The organism is Comamonas sp. C24C (assembly GCF_053345995.1).
On sequence record NZ_JBKFBC010000013.1, the window covers coordinates 1 to 21,007 of the forward strand.

The window sequence follows — 21,007 nt, forward strand, 5'->3', positions numbered from 1 at the left end:
CTTTTTGAATGCGGGAATAGCTCAGTTGGTAGAGCGATACCTTGCCAAGGTATAGGTCGACGGTTCGAACCCGTTTTCCCGCTCCAGGTTTTTGTGATAGCGGCGCGATAGCAAAGCGGTTATGCCCCGGATTGCAAATCCGGTTAGACCAGTTCGACTCTGGTTCGCGCCTCCAAACTTGTGGCATAAGCCCTGCAGATGAAAGTTTGCGGGGCTTTTTGCTTTGTGTGCCCGGTATCTGAATACGCCGCAAATCCTGAAGCCGGGCACCGCATTTGCATCGCCCTATGCAACTCAGGCCTGCTGCAGGCCATGTCTTTGGTTATGAAAAAGCCCAGGGCAATGCCCTGGGCGAGTCGGAGAAGATGGGAGCGATGCCTGCGTTCAGGCGGGCTCGGCCAGCTTCACGCTCTGACGCAATGTCTTGGCGGCTTCCACCATATGCTGCAGCGCCGGAATCACTTCGGCCCACTGACGTGTCTTGAGGCCGCAGTCGGGGTTGACCCAGAGGCGTTCGGCGGGAATGCGTTCTGCTGCTTTCTGCATGAGCTGCACGATGTCTGCCTTGGTGGGGATATTCGGAGAGTGGATGTCATAGACCCCCGGGCCGATCTCATTGGGGTAGTCAAAGTGTTCGAAGGCCTCCAGCAATTCCATGTCCGAGCGCGAAGTCTCTATGGTGATCACGTCGGCATCCATGGCCGCAATCGACGCCATGATGTCGTTGAATTCCGAATAGCACATATGGGTGTGAATCTGGGTTTCATCGGCAACGCCATTGGCGCTGATGCGGAACGCTTCCACGGCCCAGTGCAGATATTCCTGCCATTGTGATTTGCGCAATGGCAGGCCCTCGCGCAATGCGGCCTCGTCGATCTGGATCACGCGCACGCCAGCTCTTTCCAGGTCCAGCACTTCTGCGCGAATCGCCAGAGCCAGCTGGTAGCAGGATTTGGAGCGGGGCTGGTCATCCCGCACGAATGACCAGTTCAGTATGGTGACCGGGCCTGTCAGCATTCCTTTCATGGGTTTGCGGGTCAAGGACTGGGCGTACTGGATCCATTCTGTCGTCATCGCCTTGGGACGGCTGATATCGCCGAACAGAATGGGCGGCTTGACGCAGCGTGAGCCATAGGACTGGACCCAGCCGAACTGGCTGAAGGCATAACCGTCGAGCTGTTCGCCGAAATATTCGACCATGTCGTTGCGCTCGGCCTCGCCATGCACGAGCACGTCCAGCCCCAGAGCCTCCTGCTCTTGCACGCAGCGTTCGATCTCGGCGCGCATGGTGCTTTGGTAGCGGGCGAAATCCAGGCGACCGGCCTTGAATTCGCTGCGTGCCTGGCGGATCTCTGTCGTCTGGGGGAAAGAGCCGATGGTGGTGGTCGGGAAGGCCGGCAGCTTGAGCAGGCGGGCTTGCTTGGGGGCGCGTGCTTCGTAGCTGCTGCGGCGCTGGCCCAGCCCGGCGTTTATCTGCTTGACCGCAGCTTGCACGGCAGGGTTGTGGACGCGGGGCGATGTGCGGCGTGCAGCCAAAGCGGCAGCGTTGTCTGCCAGTTCGGCCTTTACGCAATCTCGGCCATAGCGCAAAGCCTTGCCCAGCACGCGCAGCTCATCCAGTTTTTGCTGCGCGTAAGCCAGCCAGGACTTGATCTCGGCATCGAGCCTTTGTTCGCTGTTCAGATCCACGGGCACATGCAACAAGGAGCAGGATGGCGCAATCCAGAGGCGCTCACCTAGGCGCTCGGCCAGCGGCTCCACCCAGTCGAGCACGGCATTCAGATCGGTTTTCCAGATATTGCGGCCGCTGATCACCCCCAGGGACAACACCTTGTGTGCAGGCAGCAGACCCAGCAGTTGCTGCACATCATCCTGGCCATTGACGGCATCGATGTGCAGGCCGGCCACGGGCAGGTTTGCTGCCAGATACTTGTTCTCGGCCAACTGGCCGAAATAGGTCGCCAGCAGCAGCTTGACCCTGCAGCTCTTGAGGTGGTGGTAGGCAGTGTTGAACGCATGTTGCCAGTCGGCATCGAGTTCGGTGACCAGGATGGGTTCATCCATCTGCACCCATTCCACGCCCTGGGCCGCCAGCACATCCAGCAGCTGGGCATAGACTGGCAGCAGGCGTTGCAGCAGCTCCAGCTTGCCGACACCGTCCTTGGCCTTGCCCAGCGCCAGATAGGTGACGGGGCCGATGAGAACCGGTTTGGCCTGTATGCCTTGTGCCCTGGCTTCGGCCAGCTGTTCCAGCAGGCGCGATGCATCGAGCTTGAATTCGGTGGCCGAGCTGAACTCGGGCACGATGTAGTGGTAGTTGGTGTCAAACCACTTGGTCATCTCGCCCGCGGCGACGCCAGCGCAGCAGTGGATGTGGCCGGTACTGCGGGATTCGGTCGTGATTGCCGAACGGCCGCGGGCCACGCGAAAGTAGTTGTCCAGCGCATCGCCTTCGAAGCCTTGCACCCGTTCGGGCAGATTGCCCAGCGTAAAGCTCATGTCCAGTACCTGATCGTAGAAAGCGAAGTCGCCCACAGGTACCCAGTCCAGCTCTTGCTGGGCAGCCCAGTGGCGTTGGCGCAGCTCGGCGCCCAGCGCCTTGAGTGCATCGCGCGAGGTCTCGCCTCTCCAATAGGACTCCAGCGCGAACTTCAGTTCGCGCTTTGCGCCGATGCGAGGAAAGCCCAGGTTGTGAATAGTCGTCATGCAGAAATCCAGTCTTTTGATCTTTGGCCCATGGCCAGAGTGGCTCGGGTCAGCGGACTGGATGTTCTTTGAATCGATGCATGAAGTAAAATGGTTGTTTCTCATGTATCCATGAATTGTGTTCACAGATGATTGAGCGTATCCATCTCGCCATCGTGCAAGAGGTTGAAAAACAAGGCTCTTTGACTGCGGCAGCCGATGTGTTGTGCGTCACACAGTCCGCCCTGAGCCACAGCATGAGAAAGCTGGAAGCCCAGCTTGGCACCGATGTCTGGCTGCGTGAAGGGCGCAGCCTGCGCTTGACGCAGGCGGGTCAATACCTGCTGGCGGTGGCTAATCGCGTGCTGCCTCAGCTGGATCTGGCCGAGTCGCGTTTGCAGCAATTTGCCCAGGGAGAGCGCGGCAGCTTGCGCATCGGCATGGAATGCCATCCTTGCTACCAGTGGCTGCTGAAAATCGTCTCCCCCTATCTGGCCGCTTGGCCCGATGTGGATGTGGACGTGAAGCAGAAGTTCCAGTTTGGTGGCATCGGTGCGCTGTTCGGCTATGAGATCGACATGCTGGTCACGCCCGATCCGCTGTTCAAGCCGGGTCTGCACTTTGAGCCCGTCTTTGACTATGAGCAGGTGCTGGTGGTGGCTGCGGATCACGCCCTGGCCCAGGCCGGCCATGTCAAGCCCGGTGATCTGTCTCGCGAGGTGCTGATTACCTATCCCGTGGCCGTAGACCGGCTTGATATCTATACCCAGTTTTTGCTGCCCAAAGGCATTGCCCCCAGGCGCCATAAAACCATAGAGACCACCGACATCATGATGCAGATGGTCGCCAGCGGCCGGGGTGTCGCGGCCCTGCCGCGCTGGCTGGCTCTGGAATATGCCGAAAAGATGGCTGTCGTACCCGTGAAGCTGGGCAGCAAGGGGATCGCCAAGCAAATCTACCTCGGTGCGCGCGAGGCAGAGTTGCATACGGACTATCTACAGGCCTTTATTGCGCTGGCACGAGCACCTGGCCTGGCTCTGCCTGCTGAGGCACCCTCTCAGAAAGACTCTTGAAAAGATAGCTGCAATCGATTGCTGGATAAGCGATAGCGGCTGATTTACATGTTGATAGCCGTCATGCCCGGTGCCGATGCCCGATCGGCTTGCCGTCCGGCCTGCACGCCCCACAGCCACATGGCGCCGCCCGCCAGCAGTGTCAGCACAAACGATTGCTGTGCGCCCCAGTGGTCGATCAGCCAGCCGGCAGCGGCTGCACCCAGGGCCACGCCGCTGGCGAGGCCAGTCAGCAGCCAGGTCATGCCCTCGGTCAGGCGGTTGGCGTGTACCTGCTGCTCCACCAGGCTCATGGCCACGGTAATCGTCGGGCCAAAGGTAATGCCTGCCAGCAGCACGGCCAGCGTCAGTGCGGTCAGATTGCTGGCCAGCAGCAGGGGCAGGGCGGAGATTGCGACCGATGCCCCGACCCAGACGATCTGGCGGCTGAGTGGCATCTGCAGGCGTAGCGTGCCAAACAGCAAGCCCATGGCGCAGGAGCCCAGCGCATAGAAGGACAGCACCACACTGGCCATGCCAGGCTGGCCCTGTGCCGTGGCAAAGGCCACGCTGGCCACATCGATCACGCCCACGATGATGCCTTGCGCCAGCATGAACAGTGCCAGCGTGCGTACCACTGGCTGGCGCAGCATCGACGAGGACCTGTCTTTTTCCGATTCGGTATGTGGGCTGACAGGTGGTTCGGTGCGGCGCTGCACCACAAACAGGCCCACGCCGATGATGAGGAACAGCGCCGCAGCCAGCGGGCCGGCCTCGGGGAACAGCAGCATGCTGAGGCCCACCGACAGCGGCGGGCCGACGATAAAGGCCAGATCATCGAGCACGCCCTCCAGTGCAAACGCTGTCTGCAGCTGAGGCGTGCCGCTGTAGATTGCCGTCCAGCGGGCGCGAACCATCGCCGGCATGCTGGGCAGGCTGCCGACGGCAGCGGCCAGTACCAGCAGCAGCCAGTCCGGTCCCTGCCAGTGGGCACAGGCAAGCAGAGCCAGCATGGACAGCGCACTGCTGGCGGCCGCAAACGGCAGCACCCTGAACTGGCCGTAACGGTCAACCAGCGCCGAGATGCGCGGTGCCAGAACGGCAATCGAGAGCGCGAAACAGGCCGACACCATGCCTGCCAGCGTATAGGCGCCGCGCTGCTGCGACAGCATGGTGATCAGGCCAATCCCCGTCATGGACAGCGGCAGTCGCGCCAGCAGCCCGGCCAGCACAAAGCCCGTGCTGCCCGGCGCCGTAAACAGCTTGCGGTAAGCATTCAACATGGAAACCCTTGCATAGATTCATTTGCATACATTGTGTATGCGAGTGACATTCTAGGAGCTTGGGATGTAGCGCGTATGATTGGCATACGCTTTGTATGTGAATGTTGCCGGGAGTTCGCAGTGACCCAAGTCCGCCAGAGTCGTGCCAGCATGATCGAAGCCACGCGGGCCAAGCTGATCAGCGCGGCGCGCAGCGCTTTCGCCGAGCATGGCTATGCCCAGGCAGCCATGGACGAGCTGACCGCGCAGGCCGGTTTGACGCGCGGCGCGCTCTATCACCACTTTGGTGGCAAGCCCGGTCTGCTGGCTGCCGTGGTGGCGCAGATGGATGAAGAAATGGACCAGCGGCTGGAACTTGTGCTGCGAGGCCATGCCGATCCATGGGAAGGCTTTCTGGCCTATTGCCGCGCCTATCTCGCCATGGCGCAGGAGGCTGAGATTCGTCGCATCGTGCTGCAGGATGCGCGCTCTGTGCTCACCGGTACCGATCAGGGGCAGCAGCATCAGCAATGCATTGCTTTTATCGCGGGCTTTTTGCAGCAGCTTATCGACGAGGGCATCATCGTGAATGCCAGTGCAGCGGCGCTGGCAAGGTTGCTCAACGGCTGCCTGATCGAAGCGGCTTTCTGGATTGCCGAGGAGGGCGCCCCGCCCGAGCGCCTGAGCGAGGCCTTGCAGGCACTGGATCTGATGTTGCAGGGCTGGAAGGCGGCCTGAGTTGGTGCTCAAGCGGGTATCTTCGATGTCTGCAGGCTGACCGCCGAAGACGGGTTCGGGAAGACGCAGTGGCGGCGTTGCTGCATCTGTTGCATGCGGCGCAATCCTGATGGAAAAGTGGTCAGGCTTCGGTGATGCTTTGCGCATGACTCTTAACCAACCCTTGGAGCTGCACATGACAAGTGAACCAAAGATCAAAGGCCCGGCCTCCTACTTTCCGTCCATCGAGAAAACCTACGGCCAGCCGGTCACGCACTGGATCAAGATTCTCGAAGGCCTGCACGACAAGAAACATATGGAGCAGGTCGCGTATCTCAAGCTCGAGCATGGCATCGGCCATGGACATGCGAACGCGCTGGTCGCATACCATCGGGCGCAATCTGGCGCCCAGTGAGAGTGCATCTTGCCGAGTCGCGGGCGTCAGAAGTGATGTGCGGCCTGGTACTGCCCATCTTTCGCGAGCCCCACACCCCCAGCGATCCCATGAAATTCAAGAAAGTGCTCCGTGAAGCGTTGCGGCTCTGGCCATCGCAAATAGGGATTTCTGACGGACGCCTCATGGCCGGCGACGGAGGTCTGTTTCCCCAGCTGTCCGAACACTGGGAGATGGCAGAAGCCCATGCAAAAGCGTGGAGCGAGGCGCATCAGCTGATGGTCTGGGCGATCTTCTGCGCCTGGCACAAAGCTGCGGTCACACACTTCAAGGCGGGTCGGGGCTGGATTGCCAAATCGGATCTGGATATGCGGCATCTCCGCCAGAGGTACGAAGAAAGCCTGTTCGCGGATGGCAGCCGCTACCCACGGCAGATGCTGCGCGCCTATCGCCGTGAGCTGAAGTCCGGGCCAAGACCTGCTCCATAGGCTCAGCCTTCATGCGGATGAAAAAACAGCGTGCAACGCTTGACGCCTAGACGTTGCACGCTGTCTGCTCCTCGGGGCGTGCCTTGGAGTTACTGGTACTTCTGCTCCAGCCCATCCCAGAAGTCCTTGTTCACCAGCCGCTGGCGTTCAAGGAAAGGAGCGACGATGGCAGGGTCCTCATCAACCTTGTGGTCGTCGCGCAGCAGAGTCAGGCACTTTTGCATGCCGGCCACGGCCCCTTGCAGTGCTGCATTGGCATAGAGCACAAAGCCATAGCCCAGCTCGCCCAGTTCGTCGGCGTTGAAGATGGGGGTCTTGCCGCCGATGACCATATTCATGAGCTGTGGGGCTTGCAGACGCAGCGGCAGGGCGCGCACTTCTTCGGCCTGGGTGACGGCCTCGACAAACAGGATGTCGGCGCCGGCTTCCTGGAATTGCTGGGCGCGCTCGATGGCCGCTTCGAAGCCGTGGACGGCGGCGGCATCGGTACGGGCCATGATGAGCGTGCCGCTATCGCGGCGCGCATCGACGGCGGCTTTGATCTTGCCCAGCATTTCGCTGGTTTCGATCACGGCCTTGCCATTGAAGTGGCCGCAGCGTTTGGGGCTGACCTGGTCCTCGAGCTGAATGCAGTCGGCACCGGCACGCTCCAGCGTGCGCACAGCATGGTAGGTATTGACGGCGTTGCCAAAGCCGGTGTCGGCATCGACCAGCAGCGGCACTTCCACGGCGTCGCGAATGCGGGCCGTATGGTCGGCGATATCGCTGAGGCCCATAAAACCCTGGTCGGGCATGCCGAACCACATATTGGTCACGCCGGCACCGGTCACATAGATGGCTTCAAAGCCCAGATCGGCGATCAGCCGCGCCGACATGGCGTTGAAGGCTCCGGGAACAATGACGCCTCGGCGGGCATCGGCCAGGGCCTTGAGTTGTTGTTTCGGGTTCATGAGATTTCTTGTTGGTAAGGGCTTTGAGGCTTATCTGATGGGCGTATTCAGCTATCAGGCTTGATGCTGCATGCACTTCTGGCGGGCGCTGCCAGGCAGAGCTGCCTCGCAGCTCCCTAGAGGATTAGTCCAGCGAAATATTCGCGTTCTTGATCACCGGTCCCCACTTGGCGCGTTCGGCTTCAAGATATTTGCCATAGGCCTGAGGTGTGCCGCCCATGATCTGGCCGCCGCTGCTTTCGATCATCTGGCGCAGAGACTTGTCGTGCTTGAGCGCTTCGTTGACGGCCTGGTTGAGCTTGGCCACCACGGTATCGGGCGTGCCGGCCGGCGCAATCATGCCCAGCCAGTTGTACGACTCAAAGCCCTTGACCCCGGCTTCGTCCAGCGTGGGCACTTCGGGCAGCACGGCCAGGCGGGTCTTGCTGGAGACGGCCAGGGCATTGATCTTTTTGGCCTTGATGGAAGGCAGGGCCGAGTAGCCCATCTCGAACATCATGGCCAGATGGCCGCCCATGAGGTCGGTGGCTGCCAGCGAGCCGCCCTTGTAGGGCACATGGGTCAGCTGGGTCTGGGTCTGGTAGGCGAGCAACTCGCCCGACAGATGATGGGCCCCGCCCACGCCCGAGGAGCCATAGGTCAGATCGCCGGGCTTGGCCTTGGCATGGGCCAGCAGTTGCTGGACGCTCTTGAAGGGCTGGTTGGGAGCGGTGGTCAGAAACAGGGGAGCCTGCTCGATGAGGATGATGGGCTTGAACGCCGTCTTGGCGTCATAAGGCATCTTCTTCATCAGCATGGGGTTGGTAACCAGGGGGCCTGGTGAGCCGAAGCCGAAGGTGTGGCCGTCGTTGGCCTTGGCGATGGCATCCGTGCCCGTCACGCCACCGGCACCACCACGGTTGTCGATGATCACGGGCTGGCCCAGCACCTTGCCCAGCGAGTCGGCAATCAGGCGTGCGCGGGTATCGGCATAGCCGCCTGCCGCATAGGGCACGATGAGCTTGACGGTGCGGGTAGGCCAGGCTTCAGAGCCCTGGGCCAGAGCGGCAGAGGAGCCACCCAGCAAGGCGGTGGTGGCTGCAGCGCAGACCGTGGCGCGCAGCAAGGCGTTTCTACGGGAAATCATGAATCAGCTCTCAGTACTATTTTCAGGCTTCAGCGTATATTGGTCATACGCTGGATGCTATGTTTTTTGTGAATCTCACTTTTCCTGCATTTGAGCTGCCTTGACGATCTCGCCCAGGCGCTTGCGCTCTGCATCGGCAAACTTCACGAATTCCGCACGTGTGCCGCCGACCGGCTCGATGCCCAGTCCCTTGAGCTTCTCTGCGGTGGCAGGCTCCTTCATGGCCTTGTCCACGGCGGCTGCCAGCTTGTCCAGAATGGCGGGTGGCGTGCCCTTGGGGGCATGAATGCCGGCCCAGTGCGCGATCTGCAGATCGGCAAAGCCTTGCTCCACAGCAGTGGAGAGCTGGGGGTAGGCAGAGATGCGCTGGGTCCAGGTCGTGGCCAGAGGCTTGAACTTGCCCTCGTGAATGATGTGCGGCAGTGCGATGATGCTGGCTTCGGACGTGCCTTCGACCTGGCCGCCCAGCACGGCCGTGGTGCTCTCCGAACCGCTCTTGTAGGGCACGGGCTGCAGCTTTGCACCGTATTTCACATTCAGCATCTCGGCCACGAAGTGCGGCGTGCTGCCCGTGCCGGCGGTGGCAAAGTTGAAGCCTGCGCCCTTCTTCGAGGCTTCGACGAAGTCGCGCAGATTGTTATAGGGCGCGTTCTTGGGCACCACGATCACCGAAGGTGCCAGGCCGATCATCACCACGGGCTGCAGAGCATCATCCTTGAAAGGCATGGTCTTCTTGATCATGCTGTTGGAGATGACGCCTGCCGCGCTGACCAGCAGCGTGTAGCCATCGGGCTGGGCCTTGGCCACGATATCGGCACCCACGGTGCCACCTGCGCCGGGGCGGTTGTCGATCACCACGGGTTGGCCGAGGATCTTGGAAGCGCCTTCGGCCGCCGAACGGGCCATCAAGTCATTGGCGCCGCCTGCGGAAAACGGCACCACGAGGCGAATCGGGCGCGTGGGCCAGTCGGCGGCCTGGGCCAGGCCAGCTGCGCCCAGCACGGAAAGAGTCAAGGCCTGGACAACAAGATTGCGACGGTTCAAAAACATGGATATCTCCTGGATCCAAATCCCTATTGGTATGGGCTGTTATCGCAAGCACTGTGCCAGGCAGATCTAGGGTAAACCCTTTGTATGACAAGTATTTGAAATCATTGAAATTTCTGTAGTTTTGTGGAGTGTCCACCTGCGGTTGTACATAGCTTCTGTTTCGATAATGAAATAATCGTTTTCATGAATGAAACAGATGCGATATCGAACTATGGCGTCAAACGTATGCCGACGGCTGGCCAGCCGCATTTGCCTCACATCGTCACCGTAGGTCGTTACCGTGTGGGGCGGGTGCTGGAGCGGCTGGCACAACTCTGGTCGGGCGAGGCCAGGTTCTCGCATATCTCGGCTTCTTTCGACGATGCGGTGGCCCAGGTGCAGGCGCTCAATCTACGCCAGCCCATCGATGCCCTGGTGGGGGCGGGAGCCAGTGGTGCCTGGATTCGAGAACGCGTGGACATTCCAATGGCCATGGTCGAAGTGCGTGGCCTGGATTTGCTGCAGGCGCTGCGCCAGGCCAAGTTGCAGACCACTGAAGAAGCTCCGCGCGTGGGTCTGGTCAACTTCGAGGTGCCGTCGCCGGTGGTGGCACAGTTCGACAGCCTGTTCGGCCTGGGTCTGGTCCAGATCGCCTATCAGGGGCCGCATGACGCGCAGGCCTGCGTGCAGAAACTCAGGGCGTCGGGCGTTGGCGCCGTGGTGGCGCCGGGCCTGGTGGCCGATCTGGCAGAGCAGGCGGGCATGGCCAGCGTGTTGCTGTATTCCGATATTTCGGTGCGCCAGGCGCTCAGCGATGCCATGCTGCTGGCCCGGCATCGCCGCGCCGAGCGTGACCGGCATCAACGCCTGGAAACCGTGCTGCATCAGCTGCAGGACGGTGTGGCGGCCGTGGACGAGCGTGGCCGCATTTGCGCGCTGAACCCACGCATGGCCGCCTTGCTCGGGGCCCCGGTCGAGGCCTTGCACGGCCGAATGCTGGAGGAGGTGGCGCCGGCCCTGGGCACGGCCCGGGCACTGGCGGGCGAGGAGGGTGGAGAAGAGGTGGTGCAACTGGCCTTGCGTACCCTGGTGGTGCGACGAGCGCCAATTGTGGAGAACGGGCTGGTGACTGGCGCTTTGTTGGTCTGCCGCGATCCTGCCGTCATTCAGCGGGCCGATCGCAGCCTGCGTGCCAGTCAGCGGCAAAAAGCTGCCGGTGTGCGCTGGCGCATTGAGGACTATCTGGGCAGCAGCCCCGCTGCCCAGCGCGTGCGACTGCTGGCCAGACAGTACGCGAACAGCGATGCGACGGTGCTGATCTTGGGCGAAAGCGGGACCGGCAAGGAGCTGGTGGCGCAGGGCATTCACAGCGCGGGACGGCGTGCGGAACAGCCATTTCTGGCGGTCAACTGCGCGGCGCTCAGCGAAAGCCTGCTGGAGAGCGAGCTTTTCGGTTACGAGGAAGGCGCTTTTACCGGGGCCAGGCGCGGCGGCAAGATCGGCTTGATAGAGGCTGCACATACCGGGACCCTGTTTCTCGATGAAATCGGCGACATGCCGCTGGCGCTGCAATCACGCTTGTTGCGTGTGCTGCAGGAGCGCGAGGTGTTGCGCGTGGGCTCCACCACGCCGATTCCCGTGGATGTGCGCGTGATTGCCGCCACCCATGCGGATCTGGCCGATCAGGTGGAGCGTGGCCGGTTCCGGCGCGATCTCTATTACCGGCTGGCGGTGCTGCGCCTGAGCACGCCTTCGTTGCAAACGCGTGGCGCCGCCGATATTGCGCAACTGGGCCGCGCCATGCTGGCTCAGCGCCTGAGCGCTGCAAGCGGGTTGCCCCGCGCACTGCATGACAGGGTGGAGCAGCAGCTTGATGCACTGCTGGCCAGGGCTGCGGCGCATGACTGGCCCGGCAATGTCCGTGAACTGGACAACTGGGTGGAACGCCTTCTGGCCTGCAGCGACTATCTGGGCTCAGACCGGGGCGGCCTTCTGGATATGGCGCGCTTGCTTGAAGTCTTCCCGGAGTGTGCCGACGGCCTGGCTCTGGCCGAGCCTGCAGCGGCCTGGCAGGCACAGCTCAGAGATGCGGGCCGCCTTGCCGAACAGAAGCGATTGCTCGAGGTGCTGGAGTCGGTCGGGGGTGATCAGCGCCGGGCCTGCGAGATTCTCGGCATCAGCCGGGCCACTCTGTGGCGGCGCATGAAGGCTTAGCGGAGGTCCTGCGCTGCCATACGTATTATTTCGGCCAATGGCTGGGATGCATGGCCTGAAATCCGGCATCTGGCGCAACAATCTCCTGCCAGCCTCGGGCTTTCAAGCTCTGGAAGACTGCGGGCGAGGCAAGGCCGGGACCGACCACAAGGCAGGCCGGAGTTTTATCGATTGGGATCGGGAGAGACGGGTTATGTCCGACGTGAGCGAGCTTGAGAACGAGAGTGCGGTCTATAGAACCTTGCTGGAGTCCACCAAGGCCATTCCCTGGAAGATCGACTGGGCGACCATGAAGTTCGCCTATATCGGCCCTCAGATCGAGAGCCTGCTTGGCTGGAGTCGTGAAAGCTGGGTCAGTGTCGAAGACTGGGCCATGCGCATGCACCCCGAGGATCGCGAATATGTGGTGAACTTCTGCGTGAGCCAGTCCCAGGCCGGCGTGGATCATGAGGCTGACTATCGCGCGCTGACCAAGGACAACGGCTATGTCTGGATTCGCGATGTGGTCCATGTGGTGCGCAATGCGCAAGGCGAGGCCGAAGCGCTGATCGGCTTCATGTTCGACATCAGCGAACGCAAAAAGACCGAGGAAAGGCTGCTGAGCCTGCAGAAGGAACTGGAGGTGCTTTCCTTCAAGGATGGTCTGACCAGCATCGCCAACCGGCGCTGCTTCGATACCAGCTTCGAGCAGGAGTGGGAGCGCACGCGCAGTGATGGCAAGCCTCTGTCCATGCTGCTGTTCGATGTTGACTTTTTCAAGCAATACAACGATTTGTACGGCCATATCCAGGGCGACAAATGTCTGGTGGATATTGCGCAGACCTTGAGTCTGGCGCTGGACGGACAGCGTGACCTGGTGGCGCGTTACGGTGGCGAGGAGTTTGTGGTGCTGCTGCCCGAAGCCGATGCCGAAACCGCGCAAAAAGTGGCCGAGCGCTGCCAGCGCCTGATCCAGAAGCAGTCCATCGTGCATGCGCTGTCGCCCCACGGCAGGCGGGTCACCATGAGCATTGGTGCGGGCACGGTGCTGCCGGCAGAGCATGATCGACCTGCCGGCTTTATAGAAGCCGTGGACCGGCAGCTCTATGCGGCCAAGAACAAAGGCCGCCACCGGATTGAAAGCGTCATCTTGAGCGCTTGAACCCTGCCCAGGCCTGCGTGCGGCAGGCGCCCGGCAGGGCAATACCCGGTCTCAGGCCTGCAGCACTTCGCCCGGCACCCGTACCCAGCCTTCCATCAGAATGCGGGCACTGCGGCTCATCAAGGCCTTGGTGACCTGCCATTGACCATGCTCGCTCCTGGCTTCGGCCCCCACACGCAGGGTGCCGCTGGGATGGCCGAAGCGTACGGATTGGCGCTCGCCGCCGCCCGCCGCCAGATTGACCAGCGTGCCCGGAATGGCGGCAGCCGTGCCGATGGCGACGGCGGCTGTGCCCATCATGGCGTGATGCAGCTTGCCCATGGAAAGCGCCCGCACCACGAGATCGATGTCCTCGGCAGCAATCGCTTTGCCGCTTGAGGCGGTGTAGCTTTGCGCAGGGGCCACAAAGCCTATCTTGGGCGTGTGCTGGCGCGTGGCGGCTTCGTCCAGATGCTTGATCAGACCCATTCTGAGTGCGCCATGGGCGCGGATGGCTTCGAACCTGGCCAGGGCGGGGCCATCGCTGTTGATGGCATCCTGCAGTTCGCAGCCGGTATAGCCCAGCTCTCTGGCATCGAGAAAGATGGTCGGAATGCCGGCATTGATGAGGGTCGCGCAAAAGCGGCCGACGCCGGGCACGTCCAGCTCGTCGCAGACATTGCCGGTGGGAAACATGGCGGCTCCGTCCTCACCTTCATCGGCGGGATCCAGGAATTCCAGGGCCACTTCGGCGGCGGCAAAGGTCACACCGTCAAGTTCGAAGTCCCCGGTCTCCTGCACCTGACCGTCGCGGATCTGCACATGGTTGACGATGGTCTTGCCGATATTGGCTTGCCAGATGCGAATGGTGGCCACGCCGTTGAGCGGAATGCGCTCTGCCGGAATCATGCCCATGTGAATGGCGCAGGGGCCGACGGCAGCGCTCAGGTTGCCGCAGTTGCCGCTCCAGTCCACAAAAGGCTGATCGATGGACACCTGTCCAAACAGATAGTCCACATCGTGATCGGCGCTTGCGCTCCGGCTGAGGATCACCCCCTTGCTGGTGGAGGATGAGGCATTGCCCATGCCGTCAATCTGTTTGCCATAGGGGTCGGGGCTGCCCAGGGTGCGCAGAAAGATGGCGTCGCGAACAGGGCCGGGCTGCCGGGCCGCTTCGGGTAGATCCTGAAGCTTGAAGAACACACCTTTGCTGGTGCCTCCGCGCATATAGGTGGCGGGAATGCGGATTTGCGAAGTGAGGGACATGGAATGGCAAACAAACAAGGTATTCAAGACTCAAGCCAGGGCTTGAGTCTTGAATCAGTGAAACAGGCGTAGCTGTCGAGGACGAGGCGGAGAGCCGGAAGCCAATGGCCAGCGATGCAGTACCTGGTAGCGTAACTGCTTGCCTGTGCCGGTTCGCTCGACCAGCTGGATCTCATCGATCAGCCAGTCGACGGGATCGATACGCCGAGTGGGCAGGGCATGCAGAGCTCTGTAGCTGATGGTGATGTGCGGTCCATGGCCGCCATCCTTGAAGCCGTGGGATTCCAACCCGGTCTGTAGCGTTGTCAGCAGCTGGTTGAAAGGCTCTGGACGTCCGCGGGTGCGCAAAGACCAATGAATGCGCTTGCCCACCTCACCGCGAACGCGGTTGAAGTTGAGCTCGAAGGCCTTCAGCTGCGCCTCTTGCACGGCATTGCCTGCGGCCAGCAAGGCGAGCAGTGCCTCTTGCCCGGAGTCAAACGGGCCACACCAGGTTTGGTGCCAGTTATCTGGAGAGAACAGGCGCTCGCCCAGTTCCTCATCCAGGCCCAAAGCGCTGATCCGGGCACGCAGGCGACGACGTACCGGGCTTTTGGGCTGGGTGACAATCAGTATGCGTGCCTGGCTCATAGCTGCTCCTTAGCTCACAAGTTCAGCCGTCGATGTGGAATCGGCCGCCGCGCTGTCCGCCAGGAAGTCCTGGGCAAAGCGCTGCAGCACGCCACCGGCCTCGTAAATCGAGACCTCTTCAGCGGTATCGAGGCGGCACAGTACCGGCACTTCGGTGCGGGCACCTGTCGTTCGGTGGATATGAAGTGTAAGCGTGGCCTGGGGGCTACGCTGGCCGATGACATCAAAGCTCTCAGTGCCATTCAGCCCCAGTGTGTGGCGGCTCGTGCCGGGCAGGAACTCCAGCGGCAACACCCCCATGCCGATAAGATTGGTGCGGTGAATGCGCTCGAAGCCCTCGGCCACGATGGCCTCCACACCGGCCAGGCGCACGCCCTTGGCGGCCCAGTCGCGGCTTGATCCCTGGCCGTAGTCGGCTCCGGCGATGATGACCAGCGGTTGCTTGCGCTCCATATAGGTCTCTATGGCTTCCCACATGCGCAGCGTCCGGCCCTCGGGCTCGACCCGAGCGAGAGATCCCTGGCGTACCTTGCCCTGGTCGTCCACGACCATTTCGTTGAAGAGCTTGGGGTTGGCAAAGGTGGCGCGCTGTGCGGTCAGGTGGTCGCCGCGATGCGTGGCATAGGAGTTGAAGTCCTCCTCGGGCAGACCCATTTTGTGCAGATACTCTCCTGCGGCGGAGTCCATCAGAATGGCATTGGACGGCGAGAGGTGATCGGTAGTGATGTTGTCGGGCAATATGGCCAGTGGGCGCATGCCGCGCAGCGTGCGCTTGGCGGCCAGCGCACCCTCCCAGTAGGGCGGGCGGCGGATATAGGTGCTCTGTGGGCGCCAGTCATACAGTGCCTCGACCTTTTCACCCTGGTCTGCGCGGATGGCAAACATGGGCTCATAGACCGCGCGGAACTGCTCGGGGTGGACGGAGGCCTTGGCCACGGCATCGATTTCCTCGTCACTGGGCCAGATGTCCTTCAAGCGGATTTCGCTGCCCTGGAAGAGGCCGAGCACATCGTTCTCGATATCGAAGCGGATGGTGCCCGCAATCGCATAGGCCACGACCAGCGGCGGCGAAGCCAGGAAGGCTTGCCTGGCATGGGGGTGGATGCGGCCATCGAAGTTGCGATTGCCGGAGAGCACGGCTGTGGTGTGGAGGTCGCGGTCCACGATTTCCTGCTGAATGGCGGGATCAAGTGCTCCACTCATGCCGTTGCAGGTGGTGCAGGCAAAGGCCACCACGCCAAAGCCCAGCGCCTCCAGGTCATGCAGCAGACCAGCTTGCTGCAGATACAGTGGCACGGTCCTGGAGCCTGGGGCCAGCGAGGTCTTGACCCAGGGCTTGCGCTCCAGGCCCAGATTGCGCGCATTGCGTGCCAGCAGGCCGGCTGCGATCACATTGCGCGGGTTGCTGGTATTGGTGCAGCTGGTAATGGCTGCAATGATTACTGCCCCGTCCGGCATCCGGCCCTCGGTTTGCGTCCACCCACCGGCAATACCTCTTGCCGCAAGCTCGCTGGTGGCCAGGCGGGCGTGTGGATTGGAAGGGCCGGCCATATTGCGCACCACGCCGGACAGATCAAAGCTCAGCGTACGTTCGTACTCGGCATTCTCCAGACTGTCTGCCCACAGACCTGCCTGTTTGGCGTAGTTCTCTACCAGTTGCACCTGCTCGGGTTCGCGCCCCGTCATGCGCAGGTAGTCGATCGTCTGTTCGTCGATTGCAAACATGGCCGCCGTGGCACCATATTCGGGTGCCATGTTCGAGATGGTGGCGCGGTCGCCGATGGAGAGGCCGCGTGCGCCTTCACCATGGAACTCCAGATAGCTGCCCACCACTTTTTGCTGACGCAGGAATTGGGTCAGGGCCAGCACGATATCGGTGGCGGTAATGCCTCTCTGACGCTTGCCGCTCAGCTGCACGCCAACAATTTCGGGCAGGCGCATCCACGATGCGCGCCCCAGCATCACGCTCTCGGCCTCCAGCCCGCCCACGCCCACGGCGATCACGCCCAGTGCATCGACATGCGGCGTGTGACTGTCCGTGCCCACCAGAGTATCCGGATATGCTTCACCATCGATCGCATGGATCACAGGGCTCATACGCTCCAGGTTGATCTGGTGCATGATTCCGTTGCCCGGCGGAATCACCTCCACATTCTTGAAGGCCTGTTTGCACCACTCGATGAAATGAAAGCGGTCCTCATTGCGCCGGTCTTCGATGGCGCGGTTTTTCTCAAAGGCCTGAGGATCGTCGCCACCGCACTCCACGGCCAGCGAGTGGTCCACGATCAGCTGCACGGGCACCACGGGATTGACAGCGGCCGGATCGCCACCTTGCCCGGCAATCGCATCACGCAGGCCGGCCAGATCCACGAGAGCCGTCTGGCCGAGGATGTCATGACAGACCACGCGGGCCGGAAACCAGGGAAAGTCGCGCTCGCGCTTGCGCTCAATGATCTGCACAAGGCATTCGTCCAGAATGGCCGGGCTGCAACGGCGCACCAGGTTTTCGGCATGGACGCGGCTGGTGTAGGGCAGTGTGATCCAGCTGCCGGGGCGCAGGGCTTCCACAGCGGCTTGCGCATCGAAGTAGTGAAGCTGGCTGCCTGGCAGGGGCTTGCGGTAACGCTGGGATTGGGGCGTGTTCATTGTCTTGTCTGTTCGCGGTTTTCAGAGTGCCAGAGCTGTGCGCTGGTGCTCGGTCAGTGGGGCGGAAAACGTCAGAGGAGTGCGCGGTGCGGGACCCAAGGCCAGTTGCAGCCTCGCTTGTGCGATGGCATACAGGCGCTCGGTCAGCTCTGTGCCGCCCCGGGGCTGCTGGCATTGCAACTGCGCAAGCTGGTGTGCAAGCAAGGAGCACAGCTGCTGAGCCTCGGCCACCTGAGCCGGCGTGAGCTGAGTGACCGTCATGCCCCGCCTTGGCTGGGCCGTCAGCAGGCCTTCGTGGCATAGCAGCTTCATGGCTTCGCGCACAGGGGTGCGGCTCACGCCAAACTCCCGCGCCAGCGCACCATCGTTGATGTCCGAGCCGGGCGGCAAGCGGTGGCCCAGAATGCGATCGCGCAGTTTGTCGGCGATGGCGATGCACAGTGAATGGGATTGCATGGGCTTGGCGGTCATGGCGCTCGGAAGAGATTTACCGGCGTTCGTCGATAGGAACGAACTTCAGATCATCCGGGCCTGTGTAGTTGGCGCTGGGGCGAATGATCTTGTTGTCCTGGCGCTGCTCGATGATGTGCGCTGCCCAGCCGCTGGTGCGCGCAATCACGAACAGCGGCGTGAACATGGCAGTGGGCACGCCCATCATGTGGTAGCTGACGGCGCTGAACCAGTCGAGGTTGGGAAACATGTTCTTGGCTTCCCACATCACCGATTCCAGACGCGCGGCAATGTCGTACATCTTGGTGCTGCCGGCTTCGTCCGACAGCTTCCTGGCCACGCCCTTGATCACAACATTGCGGGGGTCGCTCACGGTATAGACCGGGTGGCCAAAGCCGATCACGACCTCCCTGGCATTCACGCGGCGGCGAATGTCGGCCTCGGCTTCGGCCGGGTTGTCATAGCGCTTCTGGATCTCGAATGCCACTTCGTTGGCTCCGCCATGCTTGGGACCACGCAGTGCACCAATCGCCCCGGTGATCGCCGAATACATATCGCTGCCCGTGCCAGCCACCACGCGGGCCGTGAAGGTCGAGGCGTTGAATTCATGCTCGGCATACAGATTGAGCGAGGTATGCATGGCACGTACCCAACTCTCGGATGGCTTGGCGCCATGCAAAAGATGCAGAAAGTGCCCGCCGATGGAGTCGTCACTGGTTTCGACCTCGATACGGCGGCCCGAGTTGCTGAAGTGATACCAGTACAGCAGCATGGAGCCCAGGCTGGCCATAAGGCGGTCGGCAATATCGCGTGCGCCAGGAAGGTTGTGGTCGTCTCTCTCCGGCAGTGCGCAGCCCAGGGCAGAGACGCCAGTGCGCATCACGTCCATGGGGTGGCTGGCGGCTGGCAGTTGCTCCAGCGCAGCCTTCACGCTGCCAGGCAGTCCGCGCAAGGCCTTGAGCTTGGCTTTATAGGCCTTGAGTTCGGCCTGCGTGGGCAGCTTGCCATGTACCAGCAGATGGGCGATCTCTTCGAATTCACAGACCTCGGCAATGTCCAGAATGTCGTAGCCCCGGTAGTGCAAATCGTTGCCGGTCCTGCCCACGGTGCAGAGCGCGGTATTGCCTGCCGTGACGCCGGAGAGGGCGACTGATTTTTTGGCTTTGAAACCGGCGGTGGTGCTTGCCGGAATCTGCTGGCTGGCTCCGGTCGTGGTGGCAGATGCCGTGGCTGCGGTGCTCATGGGTGTCTCCTTGAAGGTGCGGACTCTGAGGTGGTTTGGTCTGCGATACTTCGCAATCTACGCATTTGCTTTCTCTGCGTATAGAACTGAATTGGTGAATGCTTGCGAAACTGAATGCATGCATTTGCGAATGTTGCGAATTTCTAAGATCCACAAACAAGGAGCAAGCCAATGGCCAAGACCTTCATGGGCGTACGCCTGCGCAGCCTGCGTGCCGAGCGTGGGCTCACGCAGGTGGCGCTGGCACAGGCGCTGGAGCTGTCACCGAGTTATCTGAACCAGATCGAGCAGGATCAGCGCCCGCTCACGGTGTCCGTGCTGCTCCGGATTCACAAGATTCTGGGCGTCGATATCCAGCAGTTCTCGGAGGATGAGGAGGCTCGCCTGCTGGCACAGCTGCGCGATGCAGTGGCAGCCATGCCGTTGCCCGAAGCTGCGGTGCCGCTGCCCGAGTTGCGCGAGGTAGCGGCCAGGCTGCCGCAACTGGCGCAGACACTGCTGGCCATGCACCAGCGCCACCTGGCCGATGCCCAGCGGCTGGAGGCCTTGAGCGCCCATCTGGGCGACGGCCGTGTCGGGCAGGATGGAGGCGGGGCGGTCAATGGCAAGGCGGCAATGGCAGGCCTGCTGACGCAGCCCTCGCGCCAGATGCCGTTCGAGGCCGTGCGTGACTTCTTTTTTGCCCGCCGCAATTACTTCGATGGGCTCGACAGAGCTGCCGAATCACTGGCTCGACAGGCCTCGGAGCAAGGCGGTCATCTGCAGGATTGGCTGCAATATCGTCTGCAGGCGCGACATGGGGTGCTGGTCCTGCGTTCCCATGCCGCAAGCGCAGAGACGGCCGGCAGCCATAGGCGATACGATGCCTCCACTCGCACCCTGTATGTGGCAGCGCAGCTCAGTCCCATGCAGCAGGCATTTCAGCTGGCCACACAGCTGGCGCTGCTGGAGTTTGATGCACTGATTGCCGCCGAGCTGCAAGGCGCGCCCTGGCAGGATGAGGCCACGCGGCGGCTGGCGCGCGTGGGTCTGGCCAACTATGTGGCTGGTGCATTCGTGCTGCCTTATGGCGAATTCCTGCGCGCGGCCGAAAGTCTGCGCTACGACATCGACCTGCTGGCCAGCCGCTTCGGCGTGGGCTTCGAGACCGTATGCCACCGTCTCTCCACCTTGCAGCGCGCTGATGCACCGGGGGTTCCGTTTTTCTTCATTCGCGTGGACCGGGCAGGCAATATCAGCAAGCGCCAGTCGGCCACGCACTTCCACTTCTCCAAGACTGGTGGCACCTGCCCGTTGTGGGGGGTGTATGAGGCGTTTACCCAGCCGGGCCGCATTGTCCCCCAGCTCGCCAGCATGCCGGACGGGCGGATCTACCTATGGATTGCCCGCACCATCAGCCATGCCGGCCCGGGCTGGGGCGCGCCGGGCAAGACTTTTTCCATCGGTCTGGGCTGTGACCTGCAGCATGCTGCACGGCTGGTGTATTCCCAAGGCATGGATTTGCGCAATACCGCTGCTGCGACTCCCATCGGCATGGGCTGCAAGGTCTGTGAGCGCGGAGCTTGCCCGCAACGCGCCTTTCCCTATGTGGCCACACCGCTCCAGGTCAACGAAAACGAGAGCGGCTTTGTTCCCTATGGTGGCTAGTGTTTGCTGCCTTGCGATGCGAAGCCCTGGCCAAGGCCGCTGAGGCTGGGTGGCTGCAAACCGCTGACTGAAAGTCATGAAAATTCAC

17 protein-coding genes and 2 tRNA genes are annotated in these 21,007 nt (G+C 61.9%); 9 read left to right on the forward strand and 10 right to left on the reverse strand.

Annotated elements, in window-relative coordinates; all coding sequences use genetic code 11:
• Nucleotides 1–10 precede the first annotated feature (10 nt).
• Together ACLBXN_RS20600 and ACLBXN_RS20605 are read left to right on the forward strand one after the other, a co-directional pair.
• Nucleotides 11–86: transfer RNA gene (locus ACLBXN_RS20600), tRNA-Gly, on the forward strand.
• Between the two features lie 15 nt (nucleotides 87–101).
• Nucleotides 102–175, forward strand: a tRNA-Cys gene (locus tag ACLBXN_RS20605).
• 209 nt (nucleotides 176–384) lie between these two features.
• Here ACLBXN_RS20605 and metE read toward each other — a convergent pair.
• Nucleotides 385–2,706: a 5-methyltetrahydropteroyltriglutamate--homocysteine S-methyltransferase gene (gene metE / locus ACLBXN_RS20610; protein ID WP_447613388.1), complete on the reverse strand. Its 2,322-nt coding sequence runs from the start codon at nucleotides 2,704–2,706 to the stop codon at nucleotides 385–387.
• Between the two features lie 128 nt (nucleotides 2,707–2,834).
• Between metE and ACLBXN_RS20615 the strand changes: the two genes are divergently transcribed.
• The gene (locus ACLBXN_RS20615) at nucleotides 2,835–3,758 is read left to right on the forward strand and encodes a LysR family transcriptional regulator (RefSeq protein ID WP_447613389.1); all 924 of its coding nucleotides are present in this window, start codon (nucleotides 2,835–2,837) and stop codon (nucleotides 3,756–3,758) included.
• A gap of 44 nt (nucleotides 3,759–3,802) precedes the next feature.
• Here ACLBXN_RS20615 and ACLBXN_RS20620 read toward each other — a convergent pair whose 3' ends face one another.
• Nucleotides 3,803–5,020 carry an MFS transporter gene (locus tag ACLBXN_RS20620; protein WP_447613390.1) on the reverse strand — a complete coding sequence of 406 codons (1,218 nt, stop codon included), beginning with the start codon at nucleotides 5,018–5,020 and terminating at the stop codon, nucleotides 3,803–3,805.
• A 150-nt stretch (nucleotides 5,021–5,170) separates the two neighbouring features.
• Between ACLBXN_RS20620 and ACLBXN_RS20625 the strand changes: the two genes are divergently transcribed.
• The 3 genes from ACLBXN_RS20625 to ACLBXN_RS20635 all read left to right on the forward strand — a co-directional run bounded on the left by ACLBXN_RS20625 (nucleotide 5,171) and on the right by ACLBXN_RS20635 (nucleotide 6,598).
• Nucleotides 5,171–5,737 (forward strand): TetR/AcrR family transcriptional regulator, encoded by a 567-nt coding sequence (locus ACLBXN_RS20625; protein WP_407716240.1) that lies wholly within the window; start codon nucleotides 5,171–5,173, stop codon nucleotides 5,735–5,737.
• A 175-nt stretch (nucleotides 5,738–5,912) separates the two neighbouring features.
• The gene (locus tag ACLBXN_RS20630) at nucleotides 5,913–6,131 is read left to right on the forward strand and encodes a DUF4287 domain-containing protein (protein ID WP_447613391.1); all 219 of its coding nucleotides are present in this window, start codon (nucleotides 5,913–5,915) and stop codon (nucleotides 6,129–6,131) included.
• A gap of 89 nt (nucleotides 6,132–6,220) precedes the next feature.
• Nucleotides 6,221–6,598 (forward strand): hypothetical protein, encoded by a 378-nt coding sequence (locus tag ACLBXN_RS20635; protein ID WP_447613392.1) that lies wholly within the window; start codon nucleotides 6,221–6,223, stop codon nucleotides 6,596–6,598.
• Nucleotides 6,599–6,687: 89 nt separating this feature from the next.
• Here the strand turns inward: ACLBXN_RS20635 and ACLBXN_RS20640 are convergent, their stop codons facing one another.
• From ACLBXN_RS20640 to ACLBXN_RS20650, 3 genes are all read right to left on the reverse strand, one after another.
• Nucleotides 6,688–7,548, reverse strand: coding sequence for an isocitrate lyase/PEP mutase family protein (locus tag ACLBXN_RS20640; protein WP_087086043.1), 861 nt, complete (start codon nucleotides 7,546–7,548; stop codon nucleotides 6,688–6,690).
• 124 nt (nucleotides 7,549–7,672) lie between these two features.
• Nucleotides 7,673–8,674 (reverse strand): Bug family tripartite tricarboxylate transporter substrate binding protein, encoded by a 1,002-nt coding sequence (locus tag ACLBXN_RS20645; RefSeq protein ID WP_447613393.1) that lies wholly within the window; start codon nucleotides 8,672–8,674, stop codon nucleotides 7,673–7,675.
• A gap of 75 nt (nucleotides 8,675–8,749) precedes the next feature.
• On the reverse strand, nucleotides 8,750–9,724 hold the full coding sequence (locus ACLBXN_RS20650) for a Bug family tripartite tricarboxylate transporter substrate binding protein (RefSeq protein ID WP_447613394.1): 975 nt from the start codon (nucleotides 9,722–9,724) through the stop codon (nucleotides 8,750–8,752).
• Nucleotides 9,725–9,907: 183 nt separating this feature from the next.
• On the opposite strand from ACLBXN_RS20650, the gene prpR reads away from it, so the two are divergent.
• Both prpR and ACLBXN_RS20660 read left to right on the forward strand, forming a co-directional pair.
• On the forward strand, nucleotides 9,908–11,917 hold the full coding sequence (gene prpR, locus ACLBXN_RS20655; protein WP_447613395.1) for a propionate catabolism operon regulatory protein PrpR: 2,010 nt from the start codon (nucleotides 9,908–9,910) through the stop codon (nucleotides 11,915–11,917).
• Between the two features lie 193 nt (nucleotides 11,918–12,110).
• On the forward strand, nucleotides 12,111–13,058 hold the full coding sequence (locus tag ACLBXN_RS20660; RefSeq protein ID WP_034360149.1) for a sensor domain-containing diguanylate cyclase: 948 nt from the start codon (nucleotides 12,111–12,113) through the stop codon (nucleotides 13,056–13,058).
• A 51-nt stretch (nucleotides 13,059–13,109) separates the two neighbouring features.
• Here the strand turns inward: ACLBXN_RS20660 and prpF are convergent, their stop codons facing one another.
• Genes prpF through prpC form a run of 5 tightly spaced genes read right to left on the reverse strand, consistent with a single transcriptional unit; the run spans nucleotide 13,110 to nucleotide 19,272 of the window.
• Entirely contained in the window at nucleotides 13,110–14,303 is a 1,194-nt protein-coding gene (prpF, locus tag ACLBXN_RS20665) for a 2-methylaconitate cis-trans isomerase PrpF (protein WP_447613396.1), read from the reverse strand.
• Between the two features lie 54 nt (nucleotides 14,304–14,357).
• Nucleotides 14,358–14,933: a 2'-5' RNA ligase family protein gene (locus tag ACLBXN_RS20670; protein ID WP_447613397.1), complete on the reverse strand. Its 576-nt coding sequence runs from the start codon at nucleotides 14,931–14,933 to the stop codon at nucleotides 14,358–14,360.
• Nucleotides 14,934–14,942: 9 nt separating this feature from the next.
• Nucleotides 14,943–17,579 carry a Fe/S-dependent 2-methylisocitrate dehydratase AcnD gene (gene acnD, locus ACLBXN_RS20675; protein WP_447613398.1) on the reverse strand — a complete coding sequence of 879 codons (2,637 nt, stop codon included), beginning with the start codon at nucleotides 17,577–17,579 and terminating at the stop codon, nucleotides 14,943–14,945.
• Nucleotides 17,580–17,600: 21 nt separating this feature from the next.
• Nucleotides 17,601–18,035, reverse strand: coding sequence for a GntR family transcriptional regulator (locus ACLBXN_RS20680; RefSeq protein WP_447613399.1), 435 nt, complete (start codon nucleotides 18,033–18,035; stop codon nucleotides 17,601–17,603).
• A gap of 31 nt (nucleotides 18,036–18,066) precedes the next feature.
• Nucleotides 18,067–19,272: a bifunctional 2-methylcitrate synthase/citrate synthase gene (prpC, locus tag ACLBXN_RS20685; RefSeq protein ID WP_447613400.1), complete on the reverse strand. Its 1,206-nt coding sequence runs from the start codon at nucleotides 19,270–19,272 to the stop codon at nucleotides 18,067–18,069.
• A 171-nt stretch (nucleotides 19,273–19,443) separates the two neighbouring features.
• Between prpC and ACLBXN_RS20690 the strand changes: the two genes are divergently transcribed.
• Nucleotides 19,444–20,919 (forward strand): short-chain fatty acyl-CoA regulator family protein, encoded by a 1,476-nt coding sequence (locus ACLBXN_RS20690; RefSeq protein WP_447613401.1) that lies wholly within the window; start codon nucleotides 19,444–19,446, stop codon nucleotides 20,917–20,919.
• Nucleotides 20,920–21,007 lie beyond the last annotated feature (88 nt).